The sequence below is a fragment of the Picosynechococcus sp. NKBG15041c genome, assembly GCF_055380235.1.
In genome coordinates, this window is record NZ_AP040363.1 from 1227280 (window position 1) to 1253728 (window position 26449).

Sequence of the window (26449 nt, forward strand, 5' to 3'; positions counted from 1 at the left end):
TTCTTTGCCTTTTCCAGGAGCGATTGATTATGATCAGTGGGTTCGTTCAACTGTTTAGGAAGCAACCCCCTGTGAAACTGGCCTTTATCCTTGACCCGATCGCCAACCTCGATCCCTGCCACGATACCACGGTGGCTTTTATGGAGGCGGCGCAGCTCCTTGGCCATGAGGTCTGGATAACCAGCATCGAACAGTTGAGCGTTAAAAATCATCAGGCTTGGGCGACGCTCCAGGCGGTGGAACTGACCCCTGTGCGCCTAGAAAATAGCCTCTGGGTGGCCGAAAAAGAATGGTTTCGCCTCGGGGAGCGGCAATTTTTGCCCTTAACAGAGATGAATGCGGTCTTTATGCGCACTGACCCCCCTGTTACCTCGGCCTATCTTTATGCCACCTACATTTTGGATTTACTCACCGCCACTAAAACTCTGGTGTTAAACAATCCCCAAGGGATCCGGGCCGCCAATGAAAAACTCTATGCCCTGCGTTTCCCGACGGTGATCCCCGAGAGCATTATCACCACAGAAAAGGCCGTAGCGCGGCAGTTCATCGAAGCGAAAGGAAAGGCCGTGATCAAACCCCTCGGTGGTAAAGCTGGGGAAGGGATTTTGTTGATCGAAAAAGGCGATCGCAATTTTAATTCTCTCTTGGAAATTAGCACCAAACAGGGCACAGAACCGGTGATGGTGCAGGAATTTCTGCCAGCGGCAAAAGATGGCGACAAACGTTTGATCGTCCTCGATGGGGAGCCCATTGGTGCGGTCAATCGCATTCCCACAGGGGATGATTTCCGGGGCAATATGGCCGTTGGGGGTCGCATCGCCCAGGTGGAGATTACGACGCGCGATCGCGAAATTGCAGCCACCTTGGCCCCACAACTCAGGGCCGATGGGCTATATTTTGTCGGCCTTGATATTATTGGCGGCTATGTGACGGAGGTGAATGTTACCAGCCCCACCGGGGTGCGGGAAGCAGATCGCCTCGATGGGGTTTCCCTCGGGAAACAGGTGATCGAGTGGGTGGCGTCGAGAACCTCCTCCTAAATCCCTGTTCACAAGCAAGAGAGACTAGATTTGTCTAAATTCCCTCTGTCTCACAAATCTAGCGAGCACCGTCAGCATTGAGAACTTCAGTGATCAGGTCGGCACTCACCTGGTCACTAATGATCACTTCACCGATTTTGGTTGGCAGAATAAAGCGCACTTTGCCAGATTTTACCTTTTTGTCACTCTGGAGAGTGTCGAGAATGGCGGCGATCGCCAAATCATTAGGACATTCTGTCGGGAGCCCAGCTTTTTTGATCAACACATCTTGGCGTTGGGTTTCTGCCGCTGTCCAGAGATTCATCCGGGTGGCGATCGCCCCCGCTAGGGCCATACCAATGGCCACCCCTTCCCCATGGACGAAGGTTTCGTAGTGGGTCAAACTTTCGACGGCATGGCCGAGGGTGTGGCCGTAGTTCAAAATTGCCCGCAAGCCCGATTCCCGTTCATCTTGGCTCACCACTTCTGCCTTCGCTCGACAGGAGCGCTCAAGAATCAGATCCAACAGGTCTGGATCAATGGTTTCGTAACGATCAATCTCCTCGGCGGCTTCGAGCTTGGTGAACAAATCTGCATCCCAAATAACGCCATATTTAATCACTTCTGCCATCCCAGCCCGAAATTCTCGCACCGGTAGGGTCTTTAAGACTGTCGGATCGATGAGGACAAATTTCGGTTGGTAGAAAGCCCCAATTAAGTTTTTCCCCTGGGGATGGTTCACTCCCGTTTTACCACCGACAGAAGCGTCCACCATCGCCAGTAAAGTGGTAGGAACCTGAACAAAGTTAATTCCCCGGAGCCAAGTGGCCGCCGCAAATCCGGTCATGTCACCAATCACACCACCCCCAAGGGCGAGCATCGTTGAAGCGCGTTCGAGGCGATTTTCGAGGGCCGTGTCGTAGATTTTTTCGATGGAGGCGAGATGTTTGTGCTGTTCCCCTGCTGGAATGAGATGGGTGAACACATCAAAACCAGCGACTTGGAGAGATTTTGCTACTGTTTCGCCATAGTAGCTATAGATCTCCGGGTTAGAGACAATCAGAATTTTTTGGCCGAGTTTGAGGGGGCTGAGAAATGCGCCAATCTGACCTAGCCCCCCTTTAGCGATCGCAATATCGTAGCTATTTTCTCCCAGTTCTACCCGCGTTGTTGCGTCCATAATGTTTTGACGTATTTCCTCAAAAAACTCGTTACCTAGGGGGGTATTTTACCCCACTGGTATCGCAATGCTAGGCAGAAATAGGGGGCGATCGCCTTTTTTGGTTTAACCTTGCAAAGCAGTCACTAGTTTAAACTCCAGGCAACATTGCCTTCATCATCTTCCGCCGTCACTTGTACCGTGGCAGACTCTCCATTGCCATCGTTGGCCGTGGCTGTACATTCAAAACTTTCACCAGTCAACAAGACGCGGTAAGGCCCTCCACAGTCAATGGTTGTTTCGATTCCCAATTGCTCCACAATCCCTTGGGCAATCTGAGTTTCGAGGGCTTCGGCAGAAATTAGACCCCGGAGATTATTTAGACCTTCGTCAGCATTCCAGTTGACGTTCCCCTCATCGTCATTTTGAGTCACCTGAATCGGTAAAGTTTGACCGCCTTCGAGGGTGGCCTCACAGGCAAAAACGTTACCCGCTTCGATCGCCTGATCTTCAGGGCAGGTGATATCCGTAGCAACAAGGCCGGTTTGATCCGTGAGCCCCTGGGAAATTTCTGTTTCTAGCTTTTCGGCATCCAGGGTAAGGGTACAGCCTGTAAGGGCGATCGCCGTGAATGCAGAGGCTGTAATCGAAACAATTGTGGCGTTTTTCATGGTGGTAGTGACAGAAAGTAGAGAAAAATAGCGAATCAAAATTTTGACAATCTGAGATGAAGTATTCGCCATTGTAATGATTCGGGAAACACAGATTTCATTGCTTATTATTTTTTAAGCATTGTGGGGGCTGTCAGGGTTGGAGTAGCTTCGTTTCGTACATACAATTGAGAGCCTTGGCAAAAAGGGGGACTGCTGGCGTGAAATGGGGTTTCAGAAAAGGAGACCATGGGGCGATCGCCCAAAATTTAACAACCCTTTGGTATTTGCGGGGGTTTGAATCAGCCTGGTTTCCGATTCCAGTGATTGTGCTGTTCTATGAGGCTCAGGGTTTGTCTCTGTCCCAGGCGGTACTGCTCAAGGCGATTTTGTCGGCGGCGATCTTTGTGGGAGAAGTGCCTTCTGGGTATTTTGCGGATCGCTTTGGCCGCAAACAGGCGTTAGTGCTCGGTGCTTTCCTCTGGTTGGTCGGCTGGCTGATTTATTGCACCCAGGGCAGTTTCTCTTGGTTTGCGATTGCGGAAATTTTGGCGGGTCTCGGTGGGAGTTTCGTCTCTGGGGCCGACAGTGCGATCGCCTACGATAGCTTGCTATGCCTCGACCAAGCGAAAAGATATGGTGCTTGGGAAGGAAAAGGGGTCGCAATCATGGGCATCACTGAGGCCATTTGTGGTTTGGTGGGCGCTTGGGTGGCCCAATGGGATCTGCGTTATCCGTTTTATCTCCAAACCCTCTGTATCGCGGCCTACCTATTGTTCGCCCTCACCCTGCGAGAACCGCCGCGACAACAGGTAAAAACTTCGGGTTGGCGGCCCCTGCTCCAGGATATTCGCCATCTTTTTCAAACGAGGCGATCGCTCCGGTGGCTCTTGCTTTTCTCGGCGGCCCTCAGCTGTGGTTCTTTTTTGGTGGTGTGGGTCTCCCAGGAATACCTCGTTATTAGGGGGTTGAGCGTGGCCCAGTTGGGTTGGGCATGGCTGCTGTTCCATGGGGCGATGGCAGTGGTGTCGTGGCAGGTGGAAACCCTGGTGCGTTGGTTCACTTACAAAAAATTATTTGCTCTACTGCCTGGCTTGATGGCGATCGCCTACGTTGCGATGGGTCTGGTTGGGAATCTCTGGGGTATTTTGCTGATTGTGACAGTGTACTTAGTGCGGGGCTGTAATACGCCCTTAGTACTGAGCTATCTCAATGATCGCGTCCCCTCAAGCCTCAGGGCGACCCTGATTTCCCTGAACAGTTTTGCGTTTCGCCTTTTGTTTATCCTGCTTGCGGCGATCGCCAATGGTGCCACTGCCCTCTGGGGCCTCAATGGCGGCCTAATCATCGTCGGCCTTGTTGTGGGGGCCACGGCTTTCTACGGTTACTGGAAATTGCGCCCCTCCCTCTAGGCCAACCAGTCCACTCAAGGCTTAAAGAAAAATGGGCGATCGCCCTGGCCGACAACACCAGCGCTTGTGCTAGGTAACGAGATAAAAAATATTTCGTCCCTAGTTCAAACGGCGTCCAGGGCGAGTGGCCGTTGGTGCTTGATCATGATCGGCGCCAGGTTCCCAGTGACTGACGCTGAAGGCCGAGCCTTGGGGCAACGCAAAACTGGTACGCCAGCCGGAAATCCAATCAATGACGACGAGATTTTCCTCTAAACGCCAAACGCCGCCGGCACGACTATCAATGGTATTAAAAGCTTGTCCATTGGAAAGCAGGCTCGTAGTGTAAGACTCTTGGTCGGTTTGGGTCGGCTCTAGGAGATAAACCCCAATGGCTGGTGCAATCTCTGCCGGAACTCTGACCGCCTTGCTGTAATTGGTGGGTGCACCGAGGCGATCGCTTTCCGGTGACCAAGACCATTGTTCTACCCCGGCCGGGCCGACCAAAATTGCATCGGTCCATCCATCACTGTAGTCAATACGTACGCCATTGGCCCACGGTTGCCAGCGTCCCGTTTCACTCAATTGTTCCCCGGTGAGCTGGCCGGTCCCTGCCAAGGGCACCCCCAAAACACCGGCAGTGCTAATCGCACTGCCATCTGCTTCGAGCCGCACATTAAAAAGATGATTTTCATTATCTACAAGCGCCCAAACCCCCACATATCGTTCTGCTTGGGTTTGTTCTGCGGGCTCACTCTCGGCAGCAACTCCTTGGCTTACCATCACCGAACCAGGCAGCGGCTTCGCATTTGCCAAACCCGCCGAGAGCCCCCCTAAAGAAACTAAGGCGATTGAAAGTAAAGGGAAAAGGCGACCCTTACCAGATCCTTGGGACAGGGCAGAGGCTGAGAATTGTTGAAAGTTGAACATTGGGGATCTCACGTTGATGGAAAATGCTGTCCGGTGCCCTAGCCCAACAAATCCGCTAAAGGCTTAAAGGAAAATTGGCGATCGCCGCCCATTTCAACGATTACTTTCACCTGGGGATTTTCCTGGGTCAAGCTGATTAAATATTCCTGTTCTTGGCGGGAAAGGACGAAGCCCTCAATAATCCAGAGAATAATCCCCTTACTCTTCTGGGGAAGATTTTCTAACTGATAGGTGGCAATCCCTGGCACATAGGAACGCAAACCCACCATCGCGCCGCTGCCCGCAATATCTTTCTTGCCGAGGTGGGCGGGACGCACCCCATGGTATTGGGTCAAATAGGCCGTCACATCCCCCAAACCCCGGGCCGTCAAGTTCACCACCGTATAACCAGAACAGCGTAAACGACGGACATAGCGGCCTTCATAACCACCCTCTAGGGGGGCATAGACGGCAACTGCGCCAGACTTCTCTACGGTGCGGATAAAGCTTTTGCCGGTGGTCAGAAGTGCCATGGTATTTATGAATTGAAATCGTTGAACTTGCCCAAGAATTATATCGGATCCCCCTTGCCCCTGTCGCACCTCTCCCAAAAACCAGAGGGCCAGTTCCCCGATGAAACCAGCCCTTCCTCAGCCATTGATCAAACCAATTGTTTAGTAATCACCACGATCTGGGACTTCTTCTTCTAAACCGGGGCGGCCCAAAGCTTGGGCTTGCTTGCTTGAATGCCAGAGGGTTAAACCCTGCAAAGCGCGTTGGGGCGGAATTTGACCGAAGAGAGAAATGCCGTAACCAAGCAGCATCCCCAGGGGCGCAGTGATCGCCGATCGCCAAATGCCCGGAAAGGTCAGCCAACCCATATTCGAGCCGACAATCACAAGCATCACAGCGGCGATCGTCCCATAAAAAGCCCCACTGCTATTCACCCGAGGGAACAGAACACCCATCAAGAAAATGCCCAGGAGAGGCCCCAGGAACATGGTTGTATAGGTGACCAGAAATTCTAGTAAATCTTTTCCAGTCGAAGCCGCATAAAATGCCGAGCCAATCCCGACAATGCCCCAAACAACAATCAAGATCTGAGCAATGCGTAAGGATTGTTTTTCGTTTGTACGGGCCTGGACATAGCGGTCATAGAAATCTACCGTGATGCAGGTAGAGAGGGAATGGAGTGCCGAATCAATCGAGGACATGGCCGCCGCAAAAATGGCCGCCACGAGAAAACCAGAAGCACCGGGGGGCACGGCATTGACGATAAAGTGGGACAAGATACCATCTGCGGCAATATCCGCCGGAAGACCACCATTGATGCTGTAGAAACCGAAGAGCAGAACCCCTAAAAGCAAGGTCGCCCCAACACCCACTAATCCCGAAAACCAACCGAGGAGGATCGCTTTGCGGGCGGATTTTTCGTCAGCGCAGGACACATAGCGCTGTACCGATTGTTGATTGGTGCCTGCCACGGCAAAGGCCAGAATTCCGTAGGCAAAGAGAGCTGTGGGCAGAGAACGTACTGAACTGGGTTCCCAAGAAAAATTAAACAGGGCCAGCTTGTCATTGGCTGCGGCCACCTGCCACAGTTCCCCGAAACCGCCGGGAACGCCATTCACCGCCGTCCAGATGCCTGCGCCAATACCGACAAAGATCATCGCAAACTGCAATACATCTGTCCAAACAACGGCAGTAATCCCGCCGACGACGGTGTAGGCGATCGACACAACCCCCACCAGCAGAATCGCGGCTCCCATCGGGAGATCCGTCACCGTCGCAACGACCAAAGAAGCCGCATAAAGCAGACCTCCCAACCGCGCAATGACAAAAAGCAAAAAGCAGAGGGAGCCAAGGGAGCGGGTTTTGGCATCGAAGCGTTTTTCTAAATATTCATAGGCGGTGGTGAGATTTAGGCGCACGAAAAAGGGGAGGAGTAGGGCGATGACGAGGCCGTACCCCAAGAGATCGCCCAACTGTAACTGGAGGTAGAGAAAGCCGTTGGTATAGCCTTCCCCTGGGCCGCCGAGGAGAGAGGCGGCCGAGAAAGATGTGGCAATAATCGAGAAGCCCAAGGCCCACCAGGGAATTTGGCGACTGCCCCGGAAATATTCATCGGTGTCGGTTTGTCTGCGGCTGGCGATTATCCCAATGGCGATCACGACCACGCCATAGATGGCCACGATCGCCCAATCAATCACACCCATAATGTTCTAAAACTCCTGCAATATTTTGGGATATGCACCCAAATTGACGAAACTGGCCCTATTTTAGGAAGTGTTTCGGTGCGCCTAAACTTTTCGTAACAAAATCAAAATATTGTTTTAGGGGTTGGAAATGCTATCTGTGGCGCGGTTCATTTGGCCCCGACGCTGTACAAACCAGGCAAAGGCGGCACTGGTGGCAAACATAATCAGGGAGTAAATCGCGGCGGGAATAGCCATGGTCGGTGCATTGAGTAAGGTCGGGGTGCTGGCAATGGCGATCGCCAAGGTGCCATTTTGGATCCCCACCTCGATGCTGATTGCTTTGGCGCTGGGGAGATCAAGGCGCAAACCGGAGGCGATCGCATAACCGAGGGCCATCATCAGCACATTGAGGGCCAACATCACCCAACCCACCTGGAGGAAAAACCCAATAACATTGGCCCGTTCTGCCAACAACAGCCCCGCAATCACCAGACCGAGGAAAAAGAGTGACAGCCATTTCACATAGCTCTCAACGGTGGCAGCGAACTTAGGGGCAAACCGGTGGAGAGCCATGCCAATGGTGATGGGAATCAAAGTAATCACCGCAATTTGGAGTACCGTCCCGAAAAAGGGCAGTTGGAGCAGGGTCGTTGCACCGAGAAAATATTGCATCGCGCCATTGACCACCAGCGGGATCGTAAACACCGTGACTAAGCTACAGACCGCCGTTAAGGTAATCGACAGGGCCACATTACCGCCCACAAGATAGGTAATGAGATTTGATGTTGAACCCCCCGGACAAGCCGCCAGCACCATCACCCCCACCGCCAATTCCGGCGTTAATGAGAAAAGATTGGCCAGCCCAAACCCCACCAGGGGCAGCAGTAACAATTGGGCGATCGCCCCAGTAATCACCCCCTTTGGTTCTGTTAGAACCCGTTGAAAGTCAGCTGGGGTTAACCCTAACCCCATGCCCAACATGATCACAAACAGGGCCAGGGGCAGCAGTACCGCCGTTAAAAAATTTGCATCCATAAATTTGTTTTTTCCTCCACCATCATGCCGCGTAACCAAAATTTCACGCCCATCTTACTCGCATTGGTCACCTGGGCGATCGCCCGACCCTTGGCCGTAGAAATATTGCAATCCATTGACTAGCCAGCGGGAAAGCCCAGGGGATTCTGTACAATTTGGTGAGCTTCAACCTCAGCCAACCCATGACCGACAGCACCCAAGCCCGTAAAGCCGACCATATCCGCATCTGCCTTGAAGAGGATGTCCAATTTCACCAGAACCGCGCCGGCTTTGAACGCTACCGCTTTGAGCATTGCTGCCTGCCGGAACTGGACCGCAATGAGATTGACCTGAGCACCACTTTCCTCAGCAAAACCCTGGGAGCCCCCATTCTCATTTCTTCCATGACCGGCGGCACGGCCCAGGCCCAGGAGATCAACTATCGCCTCGCCGAAATTGCCCAAACCTACCGTCTGGCCATGGGAGTCGGTTCCCAGCGGGTGGCGATCGAAAAGCCTGAGGTGGCAGCCACCTTTGCCGTGCGCCAAAAAGCCCCTGATGCATTGCTATTTGCCAACATCGGCGCCGTTCAGCTCAACTATGGCTACGGTGTGGCAGAATGCCGCCAATTGGTAGATCTCCTTGAAGCTGACGCCCTGATTCTCCACCTCAACCCCCTCCAGGAATGTATCCAACCCCAGGGGGACACAAATTTTAAAGGGCTGCTCCAGAAAATTGAGCAGGTTTGTCAACAGCTCGACGTGCCGGTAATCGCCAAGGAAGTGGGTAATGGCATCTCAGTAAAAATGGTGCAGCGACTCCGGGAGGCGGGGGTGCAAGTGATTGATGTGGCCGGGGCGGGGGGAACCTCCTGGGCAAAAGTGGAGGCAGCGCGATCGCCGAATGCTCTCCTACGGCATCTGGGGCATACCTTTGGGGATTGGGGCATTCCCACGGCGGACTGTTTGGCGGCGATCGCCCACTATGATCCCCAAATTCCTCTGATTGCCTCCGGGGGGTTGCGCAATGGTTTAGACGGGGCCAAGGCGATCGCCCTTGGCGCTGACTTAGTCGGCTATGCCCAACCGTTCCTCAAAGCCGCCTGTGAATCTCCCGCTGCCCTGGCCGAATGGACAGAACTGTTATTAATGGAACTGCGCACGGCCTTGTTCTGTACGGGAAATGCCAATTTTCAGCAGCTCCAACGGGCAAATTCTTTGTACAAGCTTTAACCTAGCGGTAAGTCGTTCCCAATTCTCTGCCCCCCATGAAAGATTTTTTTAAACAGGTATTCAGTAGCTGTCTCGGTACGATCCTCGCCTTCAGTCTACTGACCACCCTGTCCCTCTCCGCCTTGATTACGGTGCTAGCTTTTTTTTCGTCCCAGGAAGGCAGTCGCCCGAAGAAGGATAGCATCCTCGTCTTCAATACAGGCATCATTATCCAAGACCGTCAGCCTTCTAGTTCCCTAGGCAATGTCATTGCGGGGGATTTTCCCCAGGTGCTCAGTCTGCGGGAGGTTACCGAGAGTATCCGGGCGGCGATCGAGGATGAAAAAATCACGGGAATTCTCCTCGATGGTCGCCAAAATAGCCTCAATGGTTACGCCAGTCTCCGGGAAGTGCGTCAAGCCCTTGAGGAATTTCAGGCCGCGGGGAAAAAAATCTATGCCTACGATGTGGAGATGACGGAGCGGGAATATTATCTTAATTCCCTAGCTGACGAAATCTGGTTGAATCCCCTCGGTGGTATCGAAATGAATGGCCTAGGGTCAGAGCAGCTTTTCTTCCAGGGCGCCCTCGAACAATATGGGATTGGTGTACAAGTCGTCCGAGTGGGGGAGTTTAAAAGTGCCGTCGAGCCCTTTACGGAAACCGAATTTAGCCCAGAAAATCGCCAACAAACAGAGGTTTTGCTCACGGATCTCTGGACGAATTTTAAGACAACCATTGCCGGCGATCGCCCCTTTAGTGACACTTTGGTGCAGACCCTCGCCGATACCCAGGGGCTTCTTTCCCCGGAGCGGGCCCAGGCCGACCAATTGGTCACTCGTTTAGCCTATTTTGATGAACTGCTGACAGAGCTGAAAACCTTTACAGGCACAGACCTAGACGACGACTTGCCCCAGGTGAGCCTGACTGACTATAGTCTCGAAGTGAGCTTAGAACGGCTCAGACAATCCAGCCAAAACCAGGTGGCCGTGGTCTATGCGGAGGGGACCATCGTTGGCGGTGAAGGCACCCCCGATAGTATCGGTGGGGATGCCCTCTCCCGGCAACTGCGGGAATTACGCCAAGATCCGGAGGTGAAAGCGGTGGTGCTGCGCATCAATAGTCCGGGGGGGAGTGCGATCGCCTCAGAGATTATTTTGCGAGAATTACAACTCATCCGCGAGGCCGACAAGCCGGTGATTGTCTCCATGGGAGATGTGGCCGCCTCTGGGGGATACTGGATCGCCACGGAGAGCGATCGCATTTTTGCCCAACCTAACACCATCACCGGCTCCATTGGGGTGTTTGGGATTTTACCCAATGTCCAGGAGATTGCCAATAACAATGGCCTCACCTGGGATAGCGTCGAAACGGGAGACCTGGCGAATCTCGGCACGATTTCTCGGTCAAAAACAGCGGCGGAATTGGCGATCTTCCAAAATTTTGTCGATGAAATCTACGCAGAATTTATCGACCGGGTCAGTACCGCCCGGGGGCTAACGGAGACAGAAGTGAATAACATTGCCCAGGGAAGGGTTTGGTCTGGGGCTGCCGCCCGGGAGATCAATTTGGTGGACGAATTGGGAGGCCTATCGGAGGCGATCGCCTATGCCGTTGACCAAGCAGAACTGGGAGAAGATTTCACCGTCCAGGAATACCCCCGTCCCAGAAGCTGGGAAGCAGAGCTCTTTGGTGATTTTTTTGGGATTCAAGGCAGCCAAGGCAGCGATCCTTTTAGCCAGGAATTACGCCATTTACAGGAAAGTATCACCCTGTGGCGATCGCTCAACGATCCGAAGCAAGTCTATGCCCTGATGCCCTGGCAACCACGCATTGACTAGGTGGTGTATTCGGCATTGATGCGCACATAGTCATAGCTGAGGTCGCAGCCCCAAGCTGTGCCAGCCCCGGTCGCTTCGCCCACTGAGACTTTAACCAGCACCGTATCGTCCGTGAGGTAAACCCCGGCAGCGCGATCTTTCAGGTACTGGCTGGCGGCATCACGGTCAAAATCGAGGGGTTGCCCCTGATCCATGAGCTGGAAATCCCCCAGGGCAATCTGTAGTTCCCCTTGATCAAAGGTCACCCCGGCCCGACCTGCGGCAGCGGCGATGCGGCCCCAGTTGGGATCCCGGCCAAAAATCGCCGATTTGACCAAGGAAGACCCGGCGATCGTCCGGGCAATTTTCCGGGCGGAGCTGTCATCGACTGCCCCTGACACTTGGATTTCCACGAGGCAGGTGGCCCCTTCCCCATCCCGGGCAATACATTTAGCGAGGTATTGGCATACTTCCGTCAGCATTGCCTCCAGTTGCTGGGCATTTTTTGACTGGGAATCGGTAATCGCCGTGGTGCGCGATTGGCCATTGGCCAGGGCAATGACACAATCATTGGTGCTGGTGTCGCCATCGACGGTAATTTGGTTAAAACTTTTGTCCACTGCCCGCGTCAACATCTCCTGCCAGAGCTGGGTGGAAACCGCCGCATCGCAAGTGATAAACCCGAGCATTGTCGCCATATTTGGGTGAATCATCCCGGAGCCTTTACAGATGCCACCGATGCGTACGGGCCGCCCTTCGATTTCGGTCTCGAGGGCGATCGCCTTGGGCACGAGATCTGTGGTCATAATCGCCTGGGCCGCATCGTCTCCCCCTTCTGGGGACAGGGCCGCAACCACCTGGGGGATGCCCGTTTCAAGGGCGTTCATTTTAATCCGTTGGCCGATCACTCCGGTGGAGGCGAGTAAAACACTTTCTGGGGGGATATTGAGGGCAGATCCCAGCCACTGGGCTGATTGGAGCGCATCTTGCCAGCCCGCTTCCCCAGTGGCGGCATTGGCCTGGCCAGAGTTACACAAAATCGCCCGGCTACTGGCCTTTTTTTGAAGCTGTTGACGGCAATAATCGACACAGGCTGCCCGCACCTCTGACTGGGTAAAGACCCCCGCTGTAATCGCTTCAGTATCAGAAACAATGAGGGCGAGATCTGGGGCGCCGGAGGGTTTGAGTCCGGCGGTGATCCCTGCGGCCCGGAAGCCTTTGGGGGCAGTGACGCTGCCGGGGATTTTGTGCCAATTTGCCATAGTTTTTGTCAATCAAAAGAGTTGCCAGCAATTATACAGGGGGCATCTGGGATTTTTTTCAGGTGATTGTCGGGAATTGTTTATGCTGGCTTTTCGCAACCCAAAAACTTTATGTGGCCAGGCGATCGCCCCGGGGAAATTGCTGTAATTGGAGTGGCAGTGGGTCCATCGAATTTATCGTCAAACCTGTGCCCTGGGTGGGGACATCTTCTTGAAAATAGACCCATCGACTGCCCGCCCCTAATTCCCCAAGGGTTTCGGCATTTTGGCTTAACCACAGCAACGTACCCTCTGGCCGGGGCTGGGCGGCGATTCCCTGGGGTTCTGGGTTGATCCGGGCCAAGGCTTCGAGGATCGTCACTCGGCTGTTAAGCAGGCCCGTTTGGGCCGTCCAAAATTTCACATTCAACTGCGATCGCCGGGCGTAGAAGTATAGGGAAGCCGCGGCACTAGCCGCCTGTTCAAAGCGCTCTGGGTCCCAGGCAAACAGGTGGTCTAGACAAATAATCAGCTCCTCCCCCCCGGTGGTAATCTCTAATTCCCGGACCTTAAATTCGCCGAAGCGGGCACTACTGCGCCAGTGGATCAAGCGCATTGGGTCACCCACACGGTAATTGCGGATCGCCTTGGTCATCCCCTCTGTGGCATTTTGGTAGAGGTTTTCGCTCTGAAATTTGGTGCTGTCTTCCGCGCCGATGTTGTCAATAATCGGGCAGCTACCCAGGGGGAAAATTTGCGGATAAATAATCACCCGTGCCGGGACAGCCCGCTGGCGACGACACCAAAACAGACCCAGGGGGTTACCGGTGTGCAGTTCCACCGCTCCCCACTGGAACACGCCCCGTTTTTGGGCATCCAGTTCATAAACCCAGTCCAGGCTTTCCTGGGGCAAAATTGTCTCTACCACTGTCCGCCGGGGCGCCCCCAATTCAGAGGGAAGTCGGTCAGTGATAGCAATTAATGTCTTCGCCGTTTTGCTCGTATTGGTCACCACTAGGGCCATGGTTAAAACGTCCCCCACGCTCACTGGGGTGACGGGCGATCTCCTAATTTCGAGACTGCGTAGGGCGCGCACGGGAAGGATTGCCCCCAGAAATAAAATGGCGAGGATCGTGCCGCTGAGGACATAGAGCCAGCCTGCCATGGTGTTGGTCGCTGCCCCAAAGAAACAGAGGGCAATGGTCAAGAGGACGCCACCCCCATAGGCCGGGGCCACCCAGCGCTGTTCGAGGCGTTGATAAAAGGTGCTGTGCTTGATGGGAGAGGATGCCATAGATTTTTTCAAAAAAACCATTAAGGATATTTGCGATCGCCCCAGGGAAACCCGTGGCCATGCGTAGGATGGATCGTAATCTCCTTTCCCATAGTCTATGTCTTTGCCGAAACTTGCCGACCTCGATTTTCTCCCCTACATCGATGCTGCGGGGCAAATTTGCCCTGAATTTAGCGGCAAACTCGGTCTTTATGGAATTTTTGATGCCAGTCAAACCCTCTGCTATGTGGGTTATTCCCGTGATGTGGCCAAAAGTCTCCAGCAACATTTGGTGCGCTGCCCGGAACAATGTCACTGGGTCAAGATTTTTTTAGGCGATCGCCCCAGTCGTACCCTTCTAGAAACCATGCGCACTGCTTGGCTGGCCGAAAACAGGACAACACCGCCCGGCAATGGCGATGAGGCAGCGCGTTGGACCCAGCCCATCGATGTTAAAGCTGATTTAACCGAAGCAGAATGGACAACCCTCCACCAGGGCAATGAAGTAGAAATGGGACAGTTCCTAAAAAATCAAGCTCGACAACGGGAAACGGCGCTCAAAGCGTACTTAACGGAGCGCGGTCTGAGGGTCGATCTGCGTTTCCAGCCGAAACTGAAGGAGCAGGGACTTTTAGACCTGAAGTCCTAGGGAAATTAGGTCACCACATCTCCCACTGGACTTCTCTGAATAGAACCAAGGACACCATGGTTGTGGGGCATAATATGGGGACATCTTTCACCCTGGCCAGCCCCTGTAGATTTGGTTGCAAGATTCGTAACCCGAAGCTATTTTTTTCTTTTTTTTCTTAAGCTGTCATTATGCGCCCTAGTCTCCAAGCCGTTCCCCCTCCAGCGTCCCTCGCGGATTTGACCCTGGCCCAGCTCCCCGATGGCCAGCAGCTGGAGAACATCAAGAGCCATTTAGATCTTATTTTGTTGGCCCTGGAGTCTTTGGCAGGTCTCAGTTCTGAGGGGATGCTCCAGGCAGCCAGAGAGTTGAATTTAGAGGCGGTCATTGGCGATCGTGTCACCCTCTGGCGGCTGCGGCAGTCAAATCCTCTGCGCAAAAGTAGCGGGGGCCGTAAAAAGTTAGATGTGGAGGAAGCCCGTTCCCTAGTGCTCATCATCTGTCACCTAGCCCAACAGCAGCAGGACGATATTCGTCGGGCCTGCGCCCTCCTGGAACAAATGACGGAACAGGGCCAAGAACCGCACCGAGCTGCTCTCCTGGGGGACTATCTCGATAACTTTAGTAATACTTATCAGGAACGGATGGAAGCAGGGGAGGCGATCGCCCCAACAGCGTTAGTGCGTCTAGCTCTAAAACTACTGGTTGATCTGCTTTTCTATGGTGCTAAAAATGGCCATCGCCGCCTCTGGTTAGCCCTCATCGATCAAGAAAAAACCTAACAACCGCCCAAATAACGTCCTTGTTTTCTTAACCCATTCCATTCTCCCGCCGCTGCTAATCTTTAAATCGTGCTTATGTTTTCTCCCACCCTCGTCCGTCGCTATACTCCCCCCACCTGTAGCTTGGAAGTGGCTGCCAAAACATCGCCCCTTTCCCAATGGACCGGTAAACCCCTGGTGGAATCATTGAGCTTTGAGCTGAGTTTTGATGACCCCCGTCTCGGCTCTGACCAACGCATTGTCCTCAAGGGCGATCGCCAGAAACTCGAAGCCCTTGCCAGTGCCGTTACGGATTATGTCCAGGATTTTTTGCAAGATTTCCGGGGAGATTTTGCCCTCGCCCCCCACACGGCTGCCATATATGGCTATGGTAGTCGCGCTGAAATCGCCAGCACCGTAGCAACCCTACCCCATCCCCAGTTGGTGACCCAGGGACTCCTTGCCCATGTGCTTTATTTGGGCTACCTTGCCACCCAAGAATCTGGCCCAGTGCTGCAACTCAATGCCACCCAACTCCATGATCTAGCCGAGGCCTTAGAAACCTACAGCAGCGATATGGTCGCTCTCCCCAGCCTGGCCGCTAGTCAACAGCGTCGTACTGTGACCCGCTGGGGGGCGATCGCCGCCTCTCTATTACTGGCAGTCGGTGTTGGGCGTACGGTTTTGCGCCAGCAACAGACCCCCGAAACCAGTAGCACCCTCTCCTTAGAGACCGTCGATGAACGAGGCAACCAAGTTGATTTGATTCCTCCCAATCCCCACGCCTCTTACACCTTTACGCCTTTGCCCTCCAGTGAAGTAGAAGCCCTCGACGCCCAACCGATCGCCCCCCAGACCGTTGACTTTACCCAACCGCCCCCAGGGTCCCCCAGCCCATCGACATCTGCCCCAGCGCCCCAATCTCCTGTGCCGCCTTTAGCCAGCAGTCCAGGCGCAGATTCTCAGAATTCAGATTCGGTGAATTTAAGTGGCCGCAGCATGATGGCAGATCAGTTAGCAAAAACCAGTCGGCCCGAAAGTGCGGCGATCGCCGTTGCCCCCCAGTTTGCGCCGTCCCTAACCCCCCAACAGCAGGTAGAGGAACACTTCCAAGTCCAGTGGCAGAGTCTCCCTGAACTGCGCGAAGTCTTGGAATATCATCTCCAACTCAACAGCCAAGGATCAATTCAAAGGGTGCTGCCCATCGGCAAAGCGGCAGAACTATACCAACCCCAACTGTCTTTTTTGGCGATCGGTCAAAACGTTAGTCCAGCATCGCCACCAGAAAGCCGCGCTTTCCGCTTGGTCTTAAATCCCAATGGTCGGGTGCAAGTATTTCCAGAAACACCCCGCTGAAGCATTCGTAAAGAAGGCATTAAGTTCAGAATAAGCCCATAGAAACGGCCAAAAAAGCGCCTCAGGCTCCACTATTATCTTGAGTGGACGGGCATTTGCACGTTTTTAGAATTTATCGTCAGGCTCACAAGGAACCGATCATGATGGCGCATTTTGAACTATTTAGACAGGACCACGACACCCAAGATTTTGCGGCGGGCGCAACAATTTTTAATGCCGGGGACGCAGGGGAACATCTCTACATTATCCAAACTGGGGCAGTGGAGATTCAGTTTGCCGGGCAACCTCTGACGGTTTTGGGGGAAGGGGAAGCCCTCGGAGAAATGGGCGTTATTCATCCGGGTTCCCCCCGCAGCGCCACGGCGATCGCCAAAACTGATTGTCGCCTAGTGGTCATCGACCAAAAGCGGTTTACTTTTTTGGTGCAACAACATCCCTACTTTGCGATCGAAATCATGAAAACTTTGGCAGAGCGTTTGACTCGTACCACCCAAAAGCTCGAAGGCTAAACCTTGAAGTAAACCCCCCACGACCGCGTCATCGGGTCTGAGGGGGGTGATCAGGATTGCCCCTAACTTTCTTGGTCTGGGGAAAATTCATGACTGGCTATCGGCGAATGCGGGCCTTGTCTCAGGGATTTTTACATTGGTAGAGATAGCTGTAATAACCCGCAACCCATTCCCGCTCCGGTTGTTGGCAACCCTGGAGGGGAAGGGGCTCAAAAATATTGATTGACCAGACTTCAAAGGCCGGTTCTGGAAACTGCTCTACCATTGCTTCGAGGTCTTCGGTATAAGCCTCCGGGGTCTCTTGTGCAGGAATAAAGGCAAAGGATACGGGGCGCGTCACAGCCCGCCGCTGTTGTTCCCAGGCGATGCCCATAATTTCTCCAATCTGGACGGTGCTCTCGCGGGGTGAAATCATCAAGACTGGCTGCTGACCTGTGGTGGCGAGGCGATCGACAATTTTGTCAGCGTGGTAGTACTTTTGGTAGCCCCAGTTGTTAATTACCGTCAGGGCACTAAAAAAACCGATCAGTAAACTTAAGGCGATCGCCTTCGTACCGGATGTGACCTGGGGGAAACGAGCACCAAGCTTTTCTAAGCCCAAAAATTGCCCCGGCGATCGCTGCCAAAAATAGCTGAGTCCCACGGCCCAAAGGAGAATCACCCCCGGGAAATAAACAAAGCTATAACGGGCGCCCCGAGTGATATCAATGCCCAGACCCCAACTCAGTAACCCAAACAGGATCCAGGCGGCCCCCACAAACCGCGTCAGAAAGAAGATGTTGTCCTGATAATCAGAGACGAGCGCCTGCTGGCGAAGGCCCTGTCGCCACAGCCGGAACATCTGCAACCCAACGACGAGCATTACCAGCCCGAAGGCAATGACAGTCGGCACAAAATCCACCTCAATGGGAAGCAGAATCACCATGGTCACCACGGTGGCAAAGAGCTGGAAAATTGGATTCAGCCAAGCGAGCCAATTGCTGCGGTCTAGGCGAATCCAATCCGTCATGGTGGTTCCGTAACTCTCTGGCAGCACTTGAAACTTCCAGATCAGTCCCCAAAGTCCCACCACAAGCACAATGATGCCCAGACGCCACCATTGTTTCGGGGTCGGAAAGAGTTGCCGCTTAACCATCCACCAGCCCAAGGCGATCGCCGCCGCCATGAGGGTCAAGACAAAAAAGTAATGGATCAACAGCCCCACAATGCTGATCGTGATCCCCAAGATAACCTGACCAAAAGAAAGCGCCTGTCGATTTTTGACCTGTGCCAAAACCAGCCCACTGAAACCGAGGGATGCAATCACAAACAGGCCAATCAAAGTATAGTGGCGGGCTTCCTGGGCCAAGAAAATCTCAAAGGGAGAAACAGCCATTAACACGGCTGCTAGCTGGGCGATTTTTTCAGACTGAAACAGCCATTTTGCAAGACAATATAGACTCCAAATGCCCAGAATGCTGCAGATAACCGACAGCAAACGCACCCCATCAATGGAAATGTAACCCGCACCTTCTAAGGGGAACAATCGCTGCCAGAGATTGACCACCACAGAATATAGGGGCGGGTGGTTATCATAGCGGATCAGAAAATGGGCCGCTGCCATAGGGCCTTGGTCTGGATAGCCTTGGAGCGGTGCTAATAATTCTGGTCCTGAAAGAATTTCACCGTAGGGGATCTGGTTATAGTCTTCAGCTCGACTGTAGAGCACTGTGGCAAATTCGTCAGTCCAGGGGGGTTTGAGCCCTAGGGTGACTAAACGAAGCAGACCGCCCAACAGCAGCCAAAATAGGAGCAATAGACCCGGTGGGACTTTGCGAGGAAAAAGTGCATCTGACGTGGACAGCAAGGGTATCTCTCACCTTTTGATGAATAAAAAATTTTCATTAGTCCCTTAGTCTAGCCTTGGAATTGACGGGATGATTTTGACTGGAGACCAAAATTCTAAAACAGCCCAGACCAGCCTTGTAGCCATGGCAGTGGCGTTACAAAACTTGTTAGGATGAATTCCAAATCAAATGTAAACAAATTTTTACTTTTTCCTGCCATGGAGGTCGCGAGTGAGTCATGAAATCCCAATCCCCCGAAGCCCTGTTGTTAGTGGACGGTTATAACGTGATCGGTGCTTGGCAAGCGCTCAAGGAAACCCGCGATCGCCACGGCCTAGAGATGGCTCGGGATGAATTGATTGAGATTTTGGTGAACTATGCTTCCCACAACTGTTATAAGGCGAAAGTCGTCTTTGATGCCCACTACCAGCAGACCCCCAGTCAAGAAGAAGAGCACACCCAATTTGTTTCGGCCTACTACACAGCCTTTTCGGAAACCGCCGATACCTATATTGAGAAAGCCTGCGCCATGTTTAGACGCAGCTACGAAACGCCTCGGCGAGTGATTGTGGTGACATCCGACCAGGCCCAACGTCATACGGTGGTGGGCTATGGGGCAGAGTGGATGTCTTCCCTTAAGTTACAGGCGGATGTGGCGGCCGCCAATCGGCGGTCCCGGGATCATCGCAAGAGCCATCGTACCCAACGGCGGGGACAGCTCTTTAATAGCCTCGACCCCAAAACGCAGCAGGTGTTGCGACAACTGCGCCATGGCCTCTAGGAACGAAAAGAGAGGCGATCGCCAAACTTGCGCAGCAGCCGATACACTGTCCGCACTTGGTCTAAGAGCGCATAGGGAATTTTAAGCCGGAGGCCCGCGATCAACGGCCGATAAATCCAGTAATAGGCTCGTTTGAGATCTTTCCAGGCCCGGCAGGGTTCTGGTTTCAAAAAATCAGAAATATCGACCACGAGGCCCCGACCATCAGCCCCTAACATCACATTTTTGCCATGGACATCGTGGGGATTGAGCCCCCGAGCCCGGACATAGACCAGCGCTGCGTCAATCTCTTGAATGACATGCTTGGGAATAGGAATGCCTTGGTGGGCACAATCGTATAGGGTTGTGCCATACAGACGTTTTAGGACTAAAAGGCCAGCTTGGGCGTAATAGCACTCTGAAAAGGCTGGGTGAGAGCCAAGGCGACGATACACTTCTACTTCTTCGTTAAAACCATCGCGGCCCGGGGCGTAAACTTTCACCACCCAGGCCGAAAAATCAGGATGGGCAAACACCGCGGCATAGTTGCCTGTGCCGAGACAAGTCCAAGGGGGAGGGCAGTGGCGCACCATCACAGGGTGATGGGGGTGCTCACTGACAAGATCGAGGTGGGGCCGGAGCTCCCGTTCAAGGCGATCGCAAAATGTTTGAAATAGAGCTTGATCCATAGAACGAGACACATCCCTTAGGGCAACATTTTTCGCATAAGGACCGCGTGGGGGCGATAGGCTAAATTTTGGTAGAAAGCTTGGGCCATTTGGTTGGTGTGAAAGACTTGGAGAGAAATTTGGCGATCGCCTCGGGTTTTCGCATAATCCTCCGCTGTGGCCATTAACGCTGACCCAATACCCTGACGACGGTAGTCGGGTAAGACGTAGAGTAAAAAAATATGACTGTGGCGATCGCCGCTAATTTGGTCAATGCTGGAGCCCAACCAGAGGCAACCGAGCGATAGTCCCGTTGTTGACTGCGCCCACCAGAGGGGCGTCTCTGCCGTGAAGTAATGGCCTAGGGTGTCCTGGAGGTGAGCAAAACCCGTTTCTGGATAAAATTCCTGATAGCTACGGTGGAGAAATTTCAGCAACAGGGGGCGATCAGCGGTTTTACCCTGTCGAATCGAAAAGCCCGTCGGCAACATCGACCTTAGCCCAAAAAGCCGATGGGGGCTGGGGCCATCATGTCCATCGGCAAGAAAATCCGCGCACTAACAATGCCCAAGGCAAGGAGAAAAACCAGCAAAATCATGATCGGCAGAATCTGTTGACGAAATAAATCCATGGGAGGCGATCGCAAGACAGCTAAAAAAAGATCTCTGCCAGTGTAACCTCTCTCCTTGGCATAATGGAATCTGTGCCTATTTTGAGTAGCCCAGAAACATCGTCATGACTCCCCTTTTTCAATACCAGCAACAACAGGGTGCAACTCCCACAGCCAACGGCGAGGCGATCGCCCTGTTCGGGAACGAAGCTGAGATTAAAGCAGCCTTGACCCATGGGTGTGTTGTCCACGACCAGAGCCACTGGGGTCTGCTCAAATTTACCGGGGGCGATCGCCAACGCTATCTCCACAACCAGAGCACCAACCAAATCCAGCAACTACAACCAGGCCAAAGCTGCGACACAGTACTCGTCAACTCCACCGCCCGCACCCTCGACCTCGCCACCGTTCATGTCCTTGAAGAGGCCCTCTGGATTCAAGTTTCCCCCCAGAAAAAAGCCTTTTTGTTGGAGTGGTTTGATCGCTTCCTGTTTCCCCTGGACAAAGTCGAGATCAGCGATTTATCTGGCCAATTCAATGTCCTATCTCTGATCGGCCCGGCAGCGGAAACGATCCTGGAAAAACTCACGGGCAAAACCCTGGCAAGCTTCCCTGCGGGCGGCCACCAAAGGATTGAGATTAACGGTCAAACTATTCTTTGTGCCACCGGAAATAGCCTGAAATTACCGGGCTATACCCTCTATGTACCGACTGAGGCCGGTGTTGAAATCTGGCAAGCCCTAACCAGTTTGGGCGTGCTCCCATGCGGAGAGGAGGCCTGGGAGCAATTACGCATTCACCAGGGCCGTCCCGTTCCCGATCATGAGTTAACCGAAGATTACAACCCCCTCGAAGCCGGTCTCTGGGACTGTATTTCCTTTGATAAGGGCTGCTACATCGGCCAGGAAACCATTGCCCGCCTGAATACCTATAGGGGCGTCAAACAGCGGCTGTTTGGCATCCAACTTTCTGCCCCCGTCGCAGTGCCCTGCAAAATTTTTGTCGGCGAAGAACGAGCGGGCGTTCTGACCAGCATTGATCCGGAGACGGCTTTTGCCCTTGGCTATATCCGTACCAAAAGCGGCGGTGAAGGCTTAAAAATCACCGCCGGAGATGATGTCCAAGGAACGGTTGTGGCACTGCCCTATGTGACCCATGGCTACCCCGAGCCCTAGGGAGATGTTACTCATCGACAAAAATGAAGCTGCTCCCCCAGGGGCCATAGTCCGCACTGACTACGCCGTTGCGATCGCCGCCGCTGTAGCTATCTTCCCCTGGGGTAATTTCGATAGTGACGGGGCCCCCTGCGAGGGCGGTAATTTTTCCGGCATGAACCGCAGCGACACAGATGGCAGAATCGTTGGTATAGGTATCTGTGCCCCAGATTAGGGCTTGGGTTTGGAGTTCGGCCACTGCTGGACAGGTGAAACGGTAGCGATCGCCTATATTTTCGCCAATGCTAAAAGAGCCTGGTGTAGAATCCCAGCGGATGGTTGGCGGCTGGTTCTGGTCGGAGACGATCGCCTCCGGGAAACGAAAACTATGCTCCCAAGGGCCATAGTCATCGGTGGTCACTTCATTTTGGCTGCTGCCTGTGTAAAAATTCTCACCGGCCAACACTTCGAGGCTGAGGTCTCCCCCGGTTTCTGCCGTAAAAAGCCCCGCATGGACGGCCGCTGTACAAATGGAGGAATCGCTGGTGTAAATCCCTGTGCCCCATACTGGCTGATTGGCACTGCCTGGGGGACAGGAAAACTCAAAGGTCTGGCCTAATTGCCCTTGGATTTCAAGGCTGATCGGCGTGGCACTCCATTCTAGGGCCGTAAAGGTGAGTTCAGGAGCAGGCGCGGGTGTATCTGGGGTAGGTGTTTCGCCTGGAGAAACAACTGCACCGCCAGAGCTTGGGGAAACAGCACTCTGGTTATTACAGGCAGCGAGGGAAGTAATGAGGGCGATCGCCCCAAAGCTGATCAAGGGGAGGGGGTGTTTCATGGTCGTTATGGGTACAAAACAGCAACATTACAACGGGGATGCCAGGGAACTTGAACGAACAACACAAAGGATTTAGATCAATGGACCGTTAGCGAAAAAGGCGATCGCAATCCCCAAAGACAGCCCCACAAAAACCTGGATCGGCGTGTGACCCAATAATTCCTTCAGGCGCTCTTCGCTAAATTCTTTTTCCTGGAACATATCGTCGATGATCTGGTTGAGGATCCGGGCCTGCTTCCCCGCTGCTTGGCGGACTCCCGCTGCGTCATACATCACGATTACCGCAAATAGGCAGGCGATCGCAAATTCAGAGCTGTCCCATCCCTTCGCTTGGCCGACCCCCGTTGCGAGCGCACCAACAAGGGCAGAGTGGGCGCTGGGCATCCCCCCAGCACTAAAGAGGGAACGGATGCTGGTTTTTTGGTAGCGGATCAGATCAATGGGAATTTTCAGCAGTTGCGCCGTGACGCAGGCCACTAATGCCACGATCAAGATGTGATTTTGGAAAACTGCACTGAAATTGTCCATGGTGCTTGGCCGTGACGCTCTTTAATTTTTACGGTTAACGATATATTCCGCCAGGGCTTTGAGGGGATTGGCCTTTTCCCCATAGGGCGCGAGGGAGGCGATCGCCTCATCCACCAACTTACGCGCCTCCGCTTGAGATTTTTCGATCCCCCAGAGGCTCGGATAGGTTACTTTTTGGGCTTCTAGATCCTTCCCTGCCGTTTTACCCAGTTCCTCAGCGGTGGCGGTGATATCGAGAATATCGTCCACAATCTGGAAGGCCAGGCCGATATTTTGGGCATAGCGGGAGAGCAATTGCACCTCTTCTGGGCTCGCCCCCGCCAAAATTGCCCCAGCAGTGACGCACACTTCCAACAGCGCCCCCGTTTTGTGGGTATGGATAAAATTCAGAGTTTCTACAGACACATCGGTTTTACCCTCAGACTGGAGATCGACCACTTGACCCCCGACCAGCCCCTCTGCCCCCACCGCTTGACCGAGGCGAATCACCACCTGCAACAGCCGTTCTGCGGGCACCTCGGGGGTACGGGCCACATATTCAAAAGCATAGGAGAGCAGCGCGTCCCCCGCCAAAATCGCAATATCTTCCCCATAGACCTTATGGTTAGTGGGTTTGCCCCGGCGCAGATCGTCATTGTCCATCGCTGGCAGATCATCATGGATCAAAGACATGGTGTGGATCATCTCCAGGGCACAGGCCGTATTCATCGCCATGGCCGCAGTTCCCCCAAGCATCTCACAGGCGGCAATGCAGAGGATTGGCCGCAACCGCTTCCCCCCAGCCAAGAGAGAATAGCGCATTGCTTCGTAGATGGTGACAGGCTCAGCCACGACCAGGGATTGATCGAGGGCGGTTTCAACAATGGTTTTCTGTACTTCGAGGTACTGGGCGAGGGAAAAGCCTTGGGTGTGAGCGTCTGCAACGACCATAGCTACGTTTTGGGAAACTGGTGATTTTTCAAGAATATTCTACAAGGCTTTGGGAGAAAGTCCGGGAGAATTGGCCCAGGTTGAGCAAAAGGGTTTTTCTGGGTGGGTAAATGTGAAGTTGTTTTGCTCTGTGCGGTGTATTACACCTTAGGGACTCATTTGGGTTTACAACAAAAGGGTAATCCAGCCGTTGGAGCCAACGCTCAGCCATCTAGTTCCCATGCAACCGAAAATTCTCGTCTGTGGTTTAGGACGAACGGGCTACAAAATTTTTCGTCTCTTGCAAAATCAGGGGGCAGAGGTGGTCGGCATTAGCGATCGCCCTGGTCACCAGCGCGCACCGGGGGTGATTGTGGGGGATCCACGCCAGGGACAGACCCTCATCCGGGCCGGCATCCACAGCGCCCAAACCCTTGTGTTGGCCAATGATGATGATGCCCTCAATTTGGCAGTGTTGACCCATGCGCGGGTGCTGAATCCCAACATTCGCATTGTTAATCGCATTTACAACCAAGCCCTGGGCGATCGCCTGGATCAAACCTTGCCAGACCATGTGACCATGAGTGTTTCAGCTTTGGCAGCGCCCATTTTTGCCTTTGCCGCCCTCGGGAGTAAGGCGATCGGTCAACTGCATTTGTATGAAAAAACTTGGCCCATTTACGATGAGGTGATCGCGGCGGATCACCCTTGGCTCAATAAACCCCTGAGTGAACTGTGGGAAAACCCAGAGCGGATGTTGATCCACTACCTACCCGCCCGGGGCGAGATGGATCTGGTTTCGGCGGTGGTAGCTGATGAAACGCTACAGACAGGCGATCATCTAATTATTGGAACCCCTCCCCAGGTCAAAAGCCAGCGCTATTCCCTCTGGCAAAAGCTCCGGAAGGCGATCGCCAACCTGCGTCAGTACCAACACCATGTAAGACCCATGACCCTGGTGACCTTGGCACTGTTAATCACCATCTGCATTGCCACATTTACCTATGTTTGTGTGAATTTTAATTTGTCCGTTGTCGATGCCCTTTATTTCTCAGTGGGAATGATCACCGGGGCCGGGGGGAAAGAAGAAGTGGCAGAAATGGCCCCCGATTGGGTCAAGGTCTTTACAGCGGGAATGATGGTGATCGGCGCGGGGGTTGTGGGGGTCTGCTATGCCTTGATCAACGATTTCATCCTCGGCAGTCGCATCCGCCAATTTTGGGACGCGACGAAAATCCCCCACCAAAATCATTATGTGATCTGCGGTCTGGGGGGCATGGGCATGGCGATCGCCAGACAGCTCCACCACCAGGGCTATGACGTGGCGATCCTCGAGGCTGACCACAACAATCGCTTTTTACGGTCGGCCCGGGCCTTGGGGATCCCGGTGATTCTGGCGGATGCTAGTGTCGCCAATAGCCTGCGCGATGCCCACATCACCGAAGCCGCGGCCCTCATCGCCGCCACCAGCCAGGATATGACCAATGTGGAAATTGCCCTCAGCGCCAAGGCGATCGCCCCTGATTTAAATGTGATTGTCCGCATTCAGGATGCGGATTTTGCCCAATCAGCCCAGGCGGTGTTTGATTTTGATTGGGTCCTTTCCCCAACGGAACTATCAACCCATTCCTTTGCGGCGGCGGCCCTGGGGGGGAGAATTTTTGGCAATGGCATGACCGACGATCTACTCTGGCTGGCCCTGGCCACTCTGATTACCCCCAATCATCCCTTTTGTGGACAACGGGTGCAAGAGGCGGCGATCGCCCAGGATTTTGTGCCCCTCTACCTCGAATCTGAGGGGGAAACGATCCACGGCTGGCCCCTACTAGAGCGGCGACTACAACCCCAGGATGTGCTCTACATTACCATCGCCGCCAATGGTCTACGAAAGCTATGGCGCAAAGAACCCAGCAGCCCTGAAGTCCCCTTCAACCCACCCCAAACTGCTCCCCATCCCGAGGTGCTCAGATCTTGAACCCCCTCAATAAAGTTACATCTCAAATCTGGGCGATCGCCT

The 26449-nt window shown here is 53.6% G+C and carries 27 protein-coding genes; 11 read left to right on the forward strand and 16 right to left on the reverse strand.

Annotation, left to right across the window (positions count from 1 at the left end):
- Nucleotides 1-71 precede the first annotated feature (71 nt).
- Nucleotides 72-1040: a glutathione synthase gene (gene gshB / locus ACZ45B_RS06025; protein ID WP_024544430.1), complete on the forward strand. Its 969-nt coding sequence runs from the start codon at nt 72-74 to the stop codon at nt 1038-1040.
- A 58-nt stretch (nt 1041-1098) separates the two neighbouring features.
- Here gshB and aroB read toward each other — a convergent pair whose 3' ends face one another.
- Together aroB and ACZ45B_RS06035 are read right to left on the reverse strand one after the other, a co-directional pair.
- On the reverse strand, nt 1099-2199 hold the full coding sequence (aroB, locus tag ACZ45B_RS06030; protein ID WP_024544429.1) for a 3-dehydroquinate synthase: 1101 nt from the start codon (nt 2197-2199) through the stop codon (nt 1099-1101).
- 125 nt (nt 2200-2324) lie between these two features.
- On the reverse strand, nt 2325-2921 hold the full coding sequence (locus ACZ45B_RS06035) for a DUF4333 domain-containing protein (protein WP_024544428.1): 597 nt from the start codon (nt 2919-2921) through the stop codon (nt 2325-2327).
- Nucleotides 2922-3049: 128 nt separating this feature from the next.
- On the opposite strand from ACZ45B_RS06035, the gene ACZ45B_RS06040 reads away from it, so the two are divergent.
- On the forward strand, nt 3050-4240 hold the full coding sequence (locus tag ACZ45B_RS06040) for an MFS transporter (protein WP_024544427.1): 1191 nt from the start codon (nt 3050-3052) through the stop codon (nt 4238-4240).
- 99 nt (nt 4241-4339) lie between these two features.
- Here the strand turns inward: ACZ45B_RS06040 and ACZ45B_RS06045 are convergent, their stop codons facing one another.
- The 5 genes from ACZ45B_RS06045 to ACZ45B_RS06065 form a co-directional block, all read right to left on the reverse strand.
- On the reverse strand, nt 4340-5149 hold the full coding sequence (locus tag ACZ45B_RS06045) for a hypothetical protein (RefSeq protein WP_024544426.1): 810 nt from the start codon (nt 5147-5149) through the stop codon (nt 4340-4342).
- Nucleotides 5150-5187: 38 nt separating this feature from the next.
- Nucleotides 5188-5661, reverse strand: coding sequence for an NAD(P)H-quinone oxidoreductase subunit N (ndhN, locus tag ACZ45B_RS06050; RefSeq protein ID WP_024544425.1), 474 nt, complete (start codon nt 5659-5661; stop codon nt 5188-5190).
- Between the two features lie 141 nt (nt 5662-5802).
- On the reverse strand, nt 5803-7344 hold the full coding sequence (locus ACZ45B_RS06055; RefSeq protein WP_024544424.1) for a sodium:solute symporter: 1542 nt from the start codon (nt 7342-7344) through the stop codon (nt 5803-5805).
- 117 nt (nt 7345-7461) lie between these two features.
- Nucleotides 7462-8361, reverse strand: a complete 900-nt coding sequence (locus ACZ45B_RS06060; protein ID WP_024544423.1) for a bile acid:sodium symporter family protein — start codon at nt 8359-8361, stop codon at nt 7462-7464.
- The gene (locus ACZ45B_RS06065) at nt 8343-8477 is read right to left on the reverse strand and encodes a hypothetical protein (protein ID WP_255325918.1); all 135 of its coding nucleotides are present in this window, start codon (nt 8475-8477) and stop codon (nt 8343-8345) included. Before ACZ45B_RS06065 ends, ACZ45B_RS06060 begins: the two co-directional genes overlap by 19 nt.
- 66 nt (nt 8478-8543) lie before the next feature.
- Between ACZ45B_RS06065 and fni the strand changes: the two genes are divergently transcribed.
- Both fni and sppA read left to right on the forward strand, forming a co-directional pair.
- Nucleotides 8544-9572 (forward strand): type 2 isopentenyl-diphosphate Delta-isomerase, encoded by a 1029-nt coding sequence (gene fni, locus ACZ45B_RS06070; RefSeq protein WP_024544422.1) that lies wholly within the window; start codon nt 8544-8546, stop codon nt 9570-9572.
- Between the two features lie 35 nt (nt 9573-9607).
- Nucleotides 9608-11392, forward strand: a complete 1785-nt coding sequence (gene sppA, locus ACZ45B_RS06075) for a signal peptide peptidase SppA (RefSeq protein WP_024544421.1) — start codon at nt 9608-9610, stop codon at nt 11390-11392.
- On the opposite strand, the gene argJ is transcribed toward sppA, so the two are convergent.
- Both argJ and ACZ45B_RS06085 read right to left on the reverse strand, forming a co-directional pair.
- Nucleotides 11389-12633, reverse strand: a complete 1245-nt coding sequence (argJ, locus tag ACZ45B_RS06080; protein ID WP_024544420.1) for a bifunctional ornithine acetyltransferase/N-acetylglutamate synthase — start codon at nt 12631-12633, stop codon at nt 11389-11391. The two genes, sppA and argJ, sit on opposite strands and share 4 nt — an antisense overlap.
- Nucleotides 12634-12742: 109 nt before the next feature.
- Nucleotides 12743-13906, reverse strand: coding sequence for a DUF58 domain-containing protein (locus ACZ45B_RS06085; protein WP_024544419.1), 1164 nt, complete (start codon nt 13904-13906; stop codon nt 12743-12745).
- Between the two features lie 97 nt (nt 13907-14003).
- On the opposite strand from ACZ45B_RS06085, the gene ACZ45B_RS06090 reads away from it, so the two are divergent.
- The 4 genes from ACZ45B_RS06090 (at nt 14004) to ACZ45B_RS06105 (ending at nt 17139) form a co-directional block, all read left to right on the forward strand.
- Complete coding sequence (locus ACZ45B_RS06090; protein ID WP_024544418.1) at nt 14004-14534, forward strand: GIY-YIG nuclease family protein; 531 nt, start codon at nt 14004-14006, stop codon at nt 14532-14534.
- A gap of 170 nt (nt 14535-14704) precedes the next feature.
- Nucleotides 14705-15295, forward strand: coding sequence for a DUF3038 domain-containing protein (locus ACZ45B_RS06095; RefSeq protein ID WP_024544417.1), 591 nt, complete (start codon nt 14705-14707; stop codon nt 15293-15295).
- 75 nt (nt 15296-15370) lie between these two features.
- Nucleotides 15371-16630: a DUF4335 domain-containing protein gene (locus tag ACZ45B_RS06100; protein ID WP_024544416.1), complete on the forward strand. Its 1260-nt coding sequence runs from the start codon at nt 15371-15373 to the stop codon at nt 16628-16630.
- A gap of 140 nt (nt 16631-16770) precedes the next feature.
- Nucleotides 16771-17139: a Crp/Fnr family transcriptional regulator gene (locus ACZ45B_RS06105; RefSeq protein WP_029681573.1), complete on the forward strand. Its 369-nt coding sequence runs from the start codon at nt 16771-16773 to the stop codon at nt 17137-17139.
- Nucleotides 17140-17260: 121 nt separating this feature from the next.
- On the opposite strand, the gene ACZ45B_RS06110 is transcribed toward ACZ45B_RS06105, so the two are convergent.
- Nucleotides 17261-18985 carry a glycosyltransferase family 39 protein gene (locus tag ACZ45B_RS06110; RefSeq protein ID WP_024544414.1) on the reverse strand — a complete coding sequence of 575 codons (1725 nt, stop codon included), beginning with the start codon at nt 18983-18985 and terminating at the stop codon, nt 17261-17263.
- A 218-nt stretch (nt 18986-19203) separates the two neighbouring features.
- On the opposite strand from ACZ45B_RS06110, the gene ACZ45B_RS06115 reads away from it, so the two are divergent.
- A complete protein-coding gene (locus ACZ45B_RS06115; protein ID WP_024544413.1) occupies nt 19204-19746 on the forward strand; it encodes an NYN domain-containing protein in 543 nt (180 codons plus the stop codon).
- Here the strand turns inward: ACZ45B_RS06115 and ACZ45B_RS06120 are convergent.
- The 3 genes from ACZ45B_RS06120 to ACZ45B_RS06130 are packed head-to-tail and all read right to left on the reverse strand — an operon-like array spanning nt 19743 to nt 21024.
- Complete coding sequence (locus tag ACZ45B_RS06120; RefSeq protein WP_464675013.1) at nt 19743-20426, reverse strand: serine/threonine protein kinase; 684 nt, start codon at nt 20424-20426, stop codon at nt 19743-19745. The two genes, ACZ45B_RS06115 and ACZ45B_RS06120, sit on opposite strands and share 4 nt — an antisense overlap.
- A gap of 5 nt (nt 20427-20431) precedes the next feature.
- A complete protein-coding gene (locus tag ACZ45B_RS06125; RefSeq protein WP_024544411.1) occupies nt 20432-20884 on the reverse strand; it encodes a GNAT family N-acetyltransferase in 453 nt (150 codons plus the stop codon).
- Nucleotides 20885-20889: 5 nt separating this feature from the next.
- A complete protein-coding gene (locus ACZ45B_RS06130; RefSeq protein WP_255325916.1) occupies nt 20890-21024 on the reverse strand; it encodes a hypothetical protein in 135 nt (44 codons plus the stop codon).
- A gap of 104 nt (nt 21025-21128) precedes the next feature.
- On the opposite strand from ACZ45B_RS06130, the gene ygfZ reads away from it, so the two are divergent.
- Nucleotides 21129-22178: a CAF17-like 4Fe-4S cluster assembly/insertion protein YgfZ gene (ygfZ, locus tag ACZ45B_RS06135; RefSeq protein WP_024544410.1), complete on the forward strand. Its 1050-nt coding sequence runs from the start codon at nt 21129-21131 to the stop codon at nt 22176-22178.
- Nucleotides 22179-22185: 7 nt separating this feature from the next.
- On the opposite strand, the gene ACZ45B_RS06140 is transcribed toward ygfZ, so the two are convergent.
- The 3 genes from ACZ45B_RS06140 to crtE form a co-directional block, all read right to left on the reverse strand.
- The gene (locus tag ACZ45B_RS06140; protein ID WP_024544409.1) at nt 22186-22995 is read right to left on the reverse strand and encodes an LCCL domain-containing protein; all 810 of its coding nucleotides are present in this window, start codon (nt 22993-22995) and stop codon (nt 22186-22188) included.
- 72 nt (nt 22996-23067) lie between these two features.
- On the reverse strand, nt 23068-23523 hold the full coding sequence (locus ACZ45B_RS06145; protein ID WP_024544408.1) for a divergent PAP2 family protein: 456 nt from the start codon (nt 23521-23523) through the stop codon (nt 23068-23070).
- A gap of 21 nt (nt 23524-23544) precedes the next feature.
- Entirely contained in the window at nt 23545-24453 is a 909-nt protein-coding gene (gene crtE, locus ACZ45B_RS06150) for a geranylgeranyl pyrophosphate/diphosphate synthase/geranyltranstransferaseCrtE (RefSeq protein WP_096417551.1), read from the reverse strand.
- 220 nt (nt 24454-24673) lie between these two features.
- Here crtE and ACZ45B_RS06155 point away from each other — a divergent pair, with 220 nt between their 5' ends.
- Nucleotides 24674-26407 carry a potassium channel family protein gene (locus ACZ45B_RS06155; protein WP_024544407.1) on the forward strand — a complete coding sequence of 578 codons (1734 nt, stop codon included), beginning with the start codon at nt 24674-24676 and terminating at the stop codon, nt 26405-26407.
- The last annotated feature ends 42 nt before the right edge of the window (nt 26408-26449 follow it).

Bases quoted from the DNA above. Each gene is read 5' to 3' on its own strand.
- aroB (WP_024544429.1), bottom strand. From the start codon at position 2,199: ATGGACGCAACAACGCGGGTAGAACTGGGAGAAAATAGCTACGATATT.
- ACZ45B_RS06035 (WP_024544428.1), bottom strand. From the start codon at position 2,921: ATGGCGAATACTTCATCTCAGATTGTCAAAATTTTGATTCGCTATTTT.
- ACZ45B_RS06045 (WP_024544426.1), bottom strand. From the start codon at position 5,149: ATGTTCAACTTTCAACAATTCTCAGCCTCTGCCCTGTCCCAAGGATCT.
- ndhN (WP_024544425.1), bottom strand. From the start codon at position 5,661: ATGGCACTTCTGACCACCGGCAAAAGCTTTATCCGCACCGTAGAGAAG.
- ACZ45B_RS06055 (WP_024544424.1), bottom strand. From the start codon at position 7,344: ATGGGTGTGATTGATTGGGCGATCGTGGCCATCTATGGCGTGGTCGTG.
- ACZ45B_RS06060 (WP_024544423.1), bottom strand. From the start codon at position 8,361: ATGGATGCAAATTTTTTAACGGCGGTACTGCTGCCCCTGGCCCTGTTT.
- ACZ45B_RS06065 (WP_255325918.1), bottom strand. From the start codon at position 8,477: ATGGATTGCAATATTTCTACGGCCAAGGGTCGGGCGATCGCCCAGGTG.
- fni (WP_024544422.1), top strand. From the start codon at position 8,544: ATGACCGACAGCACCCAAGCCCGTAAAGCCGACCATATCCGCATCTGC.
- sppA (WP_024544421.1), top strand. From the start codon at position 9,608: ATGAAAGATTTTTTTAAACAGGTATTCAGTAGCTGTCTCGGTACGATC.
- argJ (WP_024544420.1), bottom strand. From the start codon at position 12,633: ATGGCAAATTGGCACAAAATCCCCGGCAGCGTCACTGCCCCCAAAGGC.
- ACZ45B_RS06085 (WP_024544419.1), bottom strand. From the start codon at position 13,906: ATGGCATCCTCTCCCATCAAGCACAGCACCTTTTATCAACGCCTCGAA.
- ACZ45B_RS06090 (WP_024544418.1), top strand. From the start codon at position 14,004: ATGTCTTTGCCGAAACTTGCCGACCTCGATTTTCTCCCCTACATCGAT.
- ACZ45B_RS06095 (WP_024544417.1), top strand. From the start codon at position 14,705: ATGCGCCCTAGTCTCCAAGCCGTTCCCCCTCCAGCGTCCCTCGCGGAT.
- ACZ45B_RS06100 (WP_024544416.1), top strand. From the start codon at position 15,371: ATGTTTTCTCCCACCCTCGTCCGTCGCTATACTCCCCCCACCTGTAGC.
- ACZ45B_RS06105 (WP_029681573.1), top strand. From the start codon at position 16,771: ATGATGGCGCATTTTGAACTATTTAGACAGGACCACGACACCCAAGAT.
- ACZ45B_RS06115 (WP_024544413.1), top strand. From the start codon at position 19,204: ATGAAATCCCAATCCCCCGAAGCCCTGTTGTTAGTGGACGGTTATAAC.
- ACZ45B_RS06125 (WP_024544411.1), bottom strand. From the start codon at position 20,884: ATGTTGCCGACGGGCTTTTCGATTCGACAGGGTAAAACCGCTGATCGC.
- ACZ45B_RS06130 (WP_255325916.1), bottom strand. From the start codon at position 21,024: ATGGATTTATTTCGTCAACAGATTCTGCCGATCATGATTTTGCTGGTT.
- ygfZ (WP_024544410.1), top strand. From the start codon at position 21,129: ATGACTCCCCTTTTTCAATACCAGCAACAACAGGGTGCAACTCCCACA.
- ACZ45B_RS06140 (WP_024544409.1), bottom strand. From the start codon at position 22,995: ATGAAACACCCCCTCCCCTTGATCAGCTTTGGGGCGATCGCCCTCATT.
- ACZ45B_RS06145 (WP_024544408.1), bottom strand. From the start codon at position 23,523: ATGGACAATTTCAGTGCAGTTTTCCAAAATCACATCTTGATCGTGGCA.
- crtE (WP_096417551.1), bottom strand. From the start codon at position 24,453: ATGGTCGTTGCAGACGCTCACACCCAAGGCTTTTCCCTCGCCCAGTAC.
- ACZ45B_RS06155 (WP_024544407.1), top strand. From the start codon at position 24,674: ATGCAACCGAAAATTCTCGTCTGTGGTTTAGGACGAACGGGCTACAAA.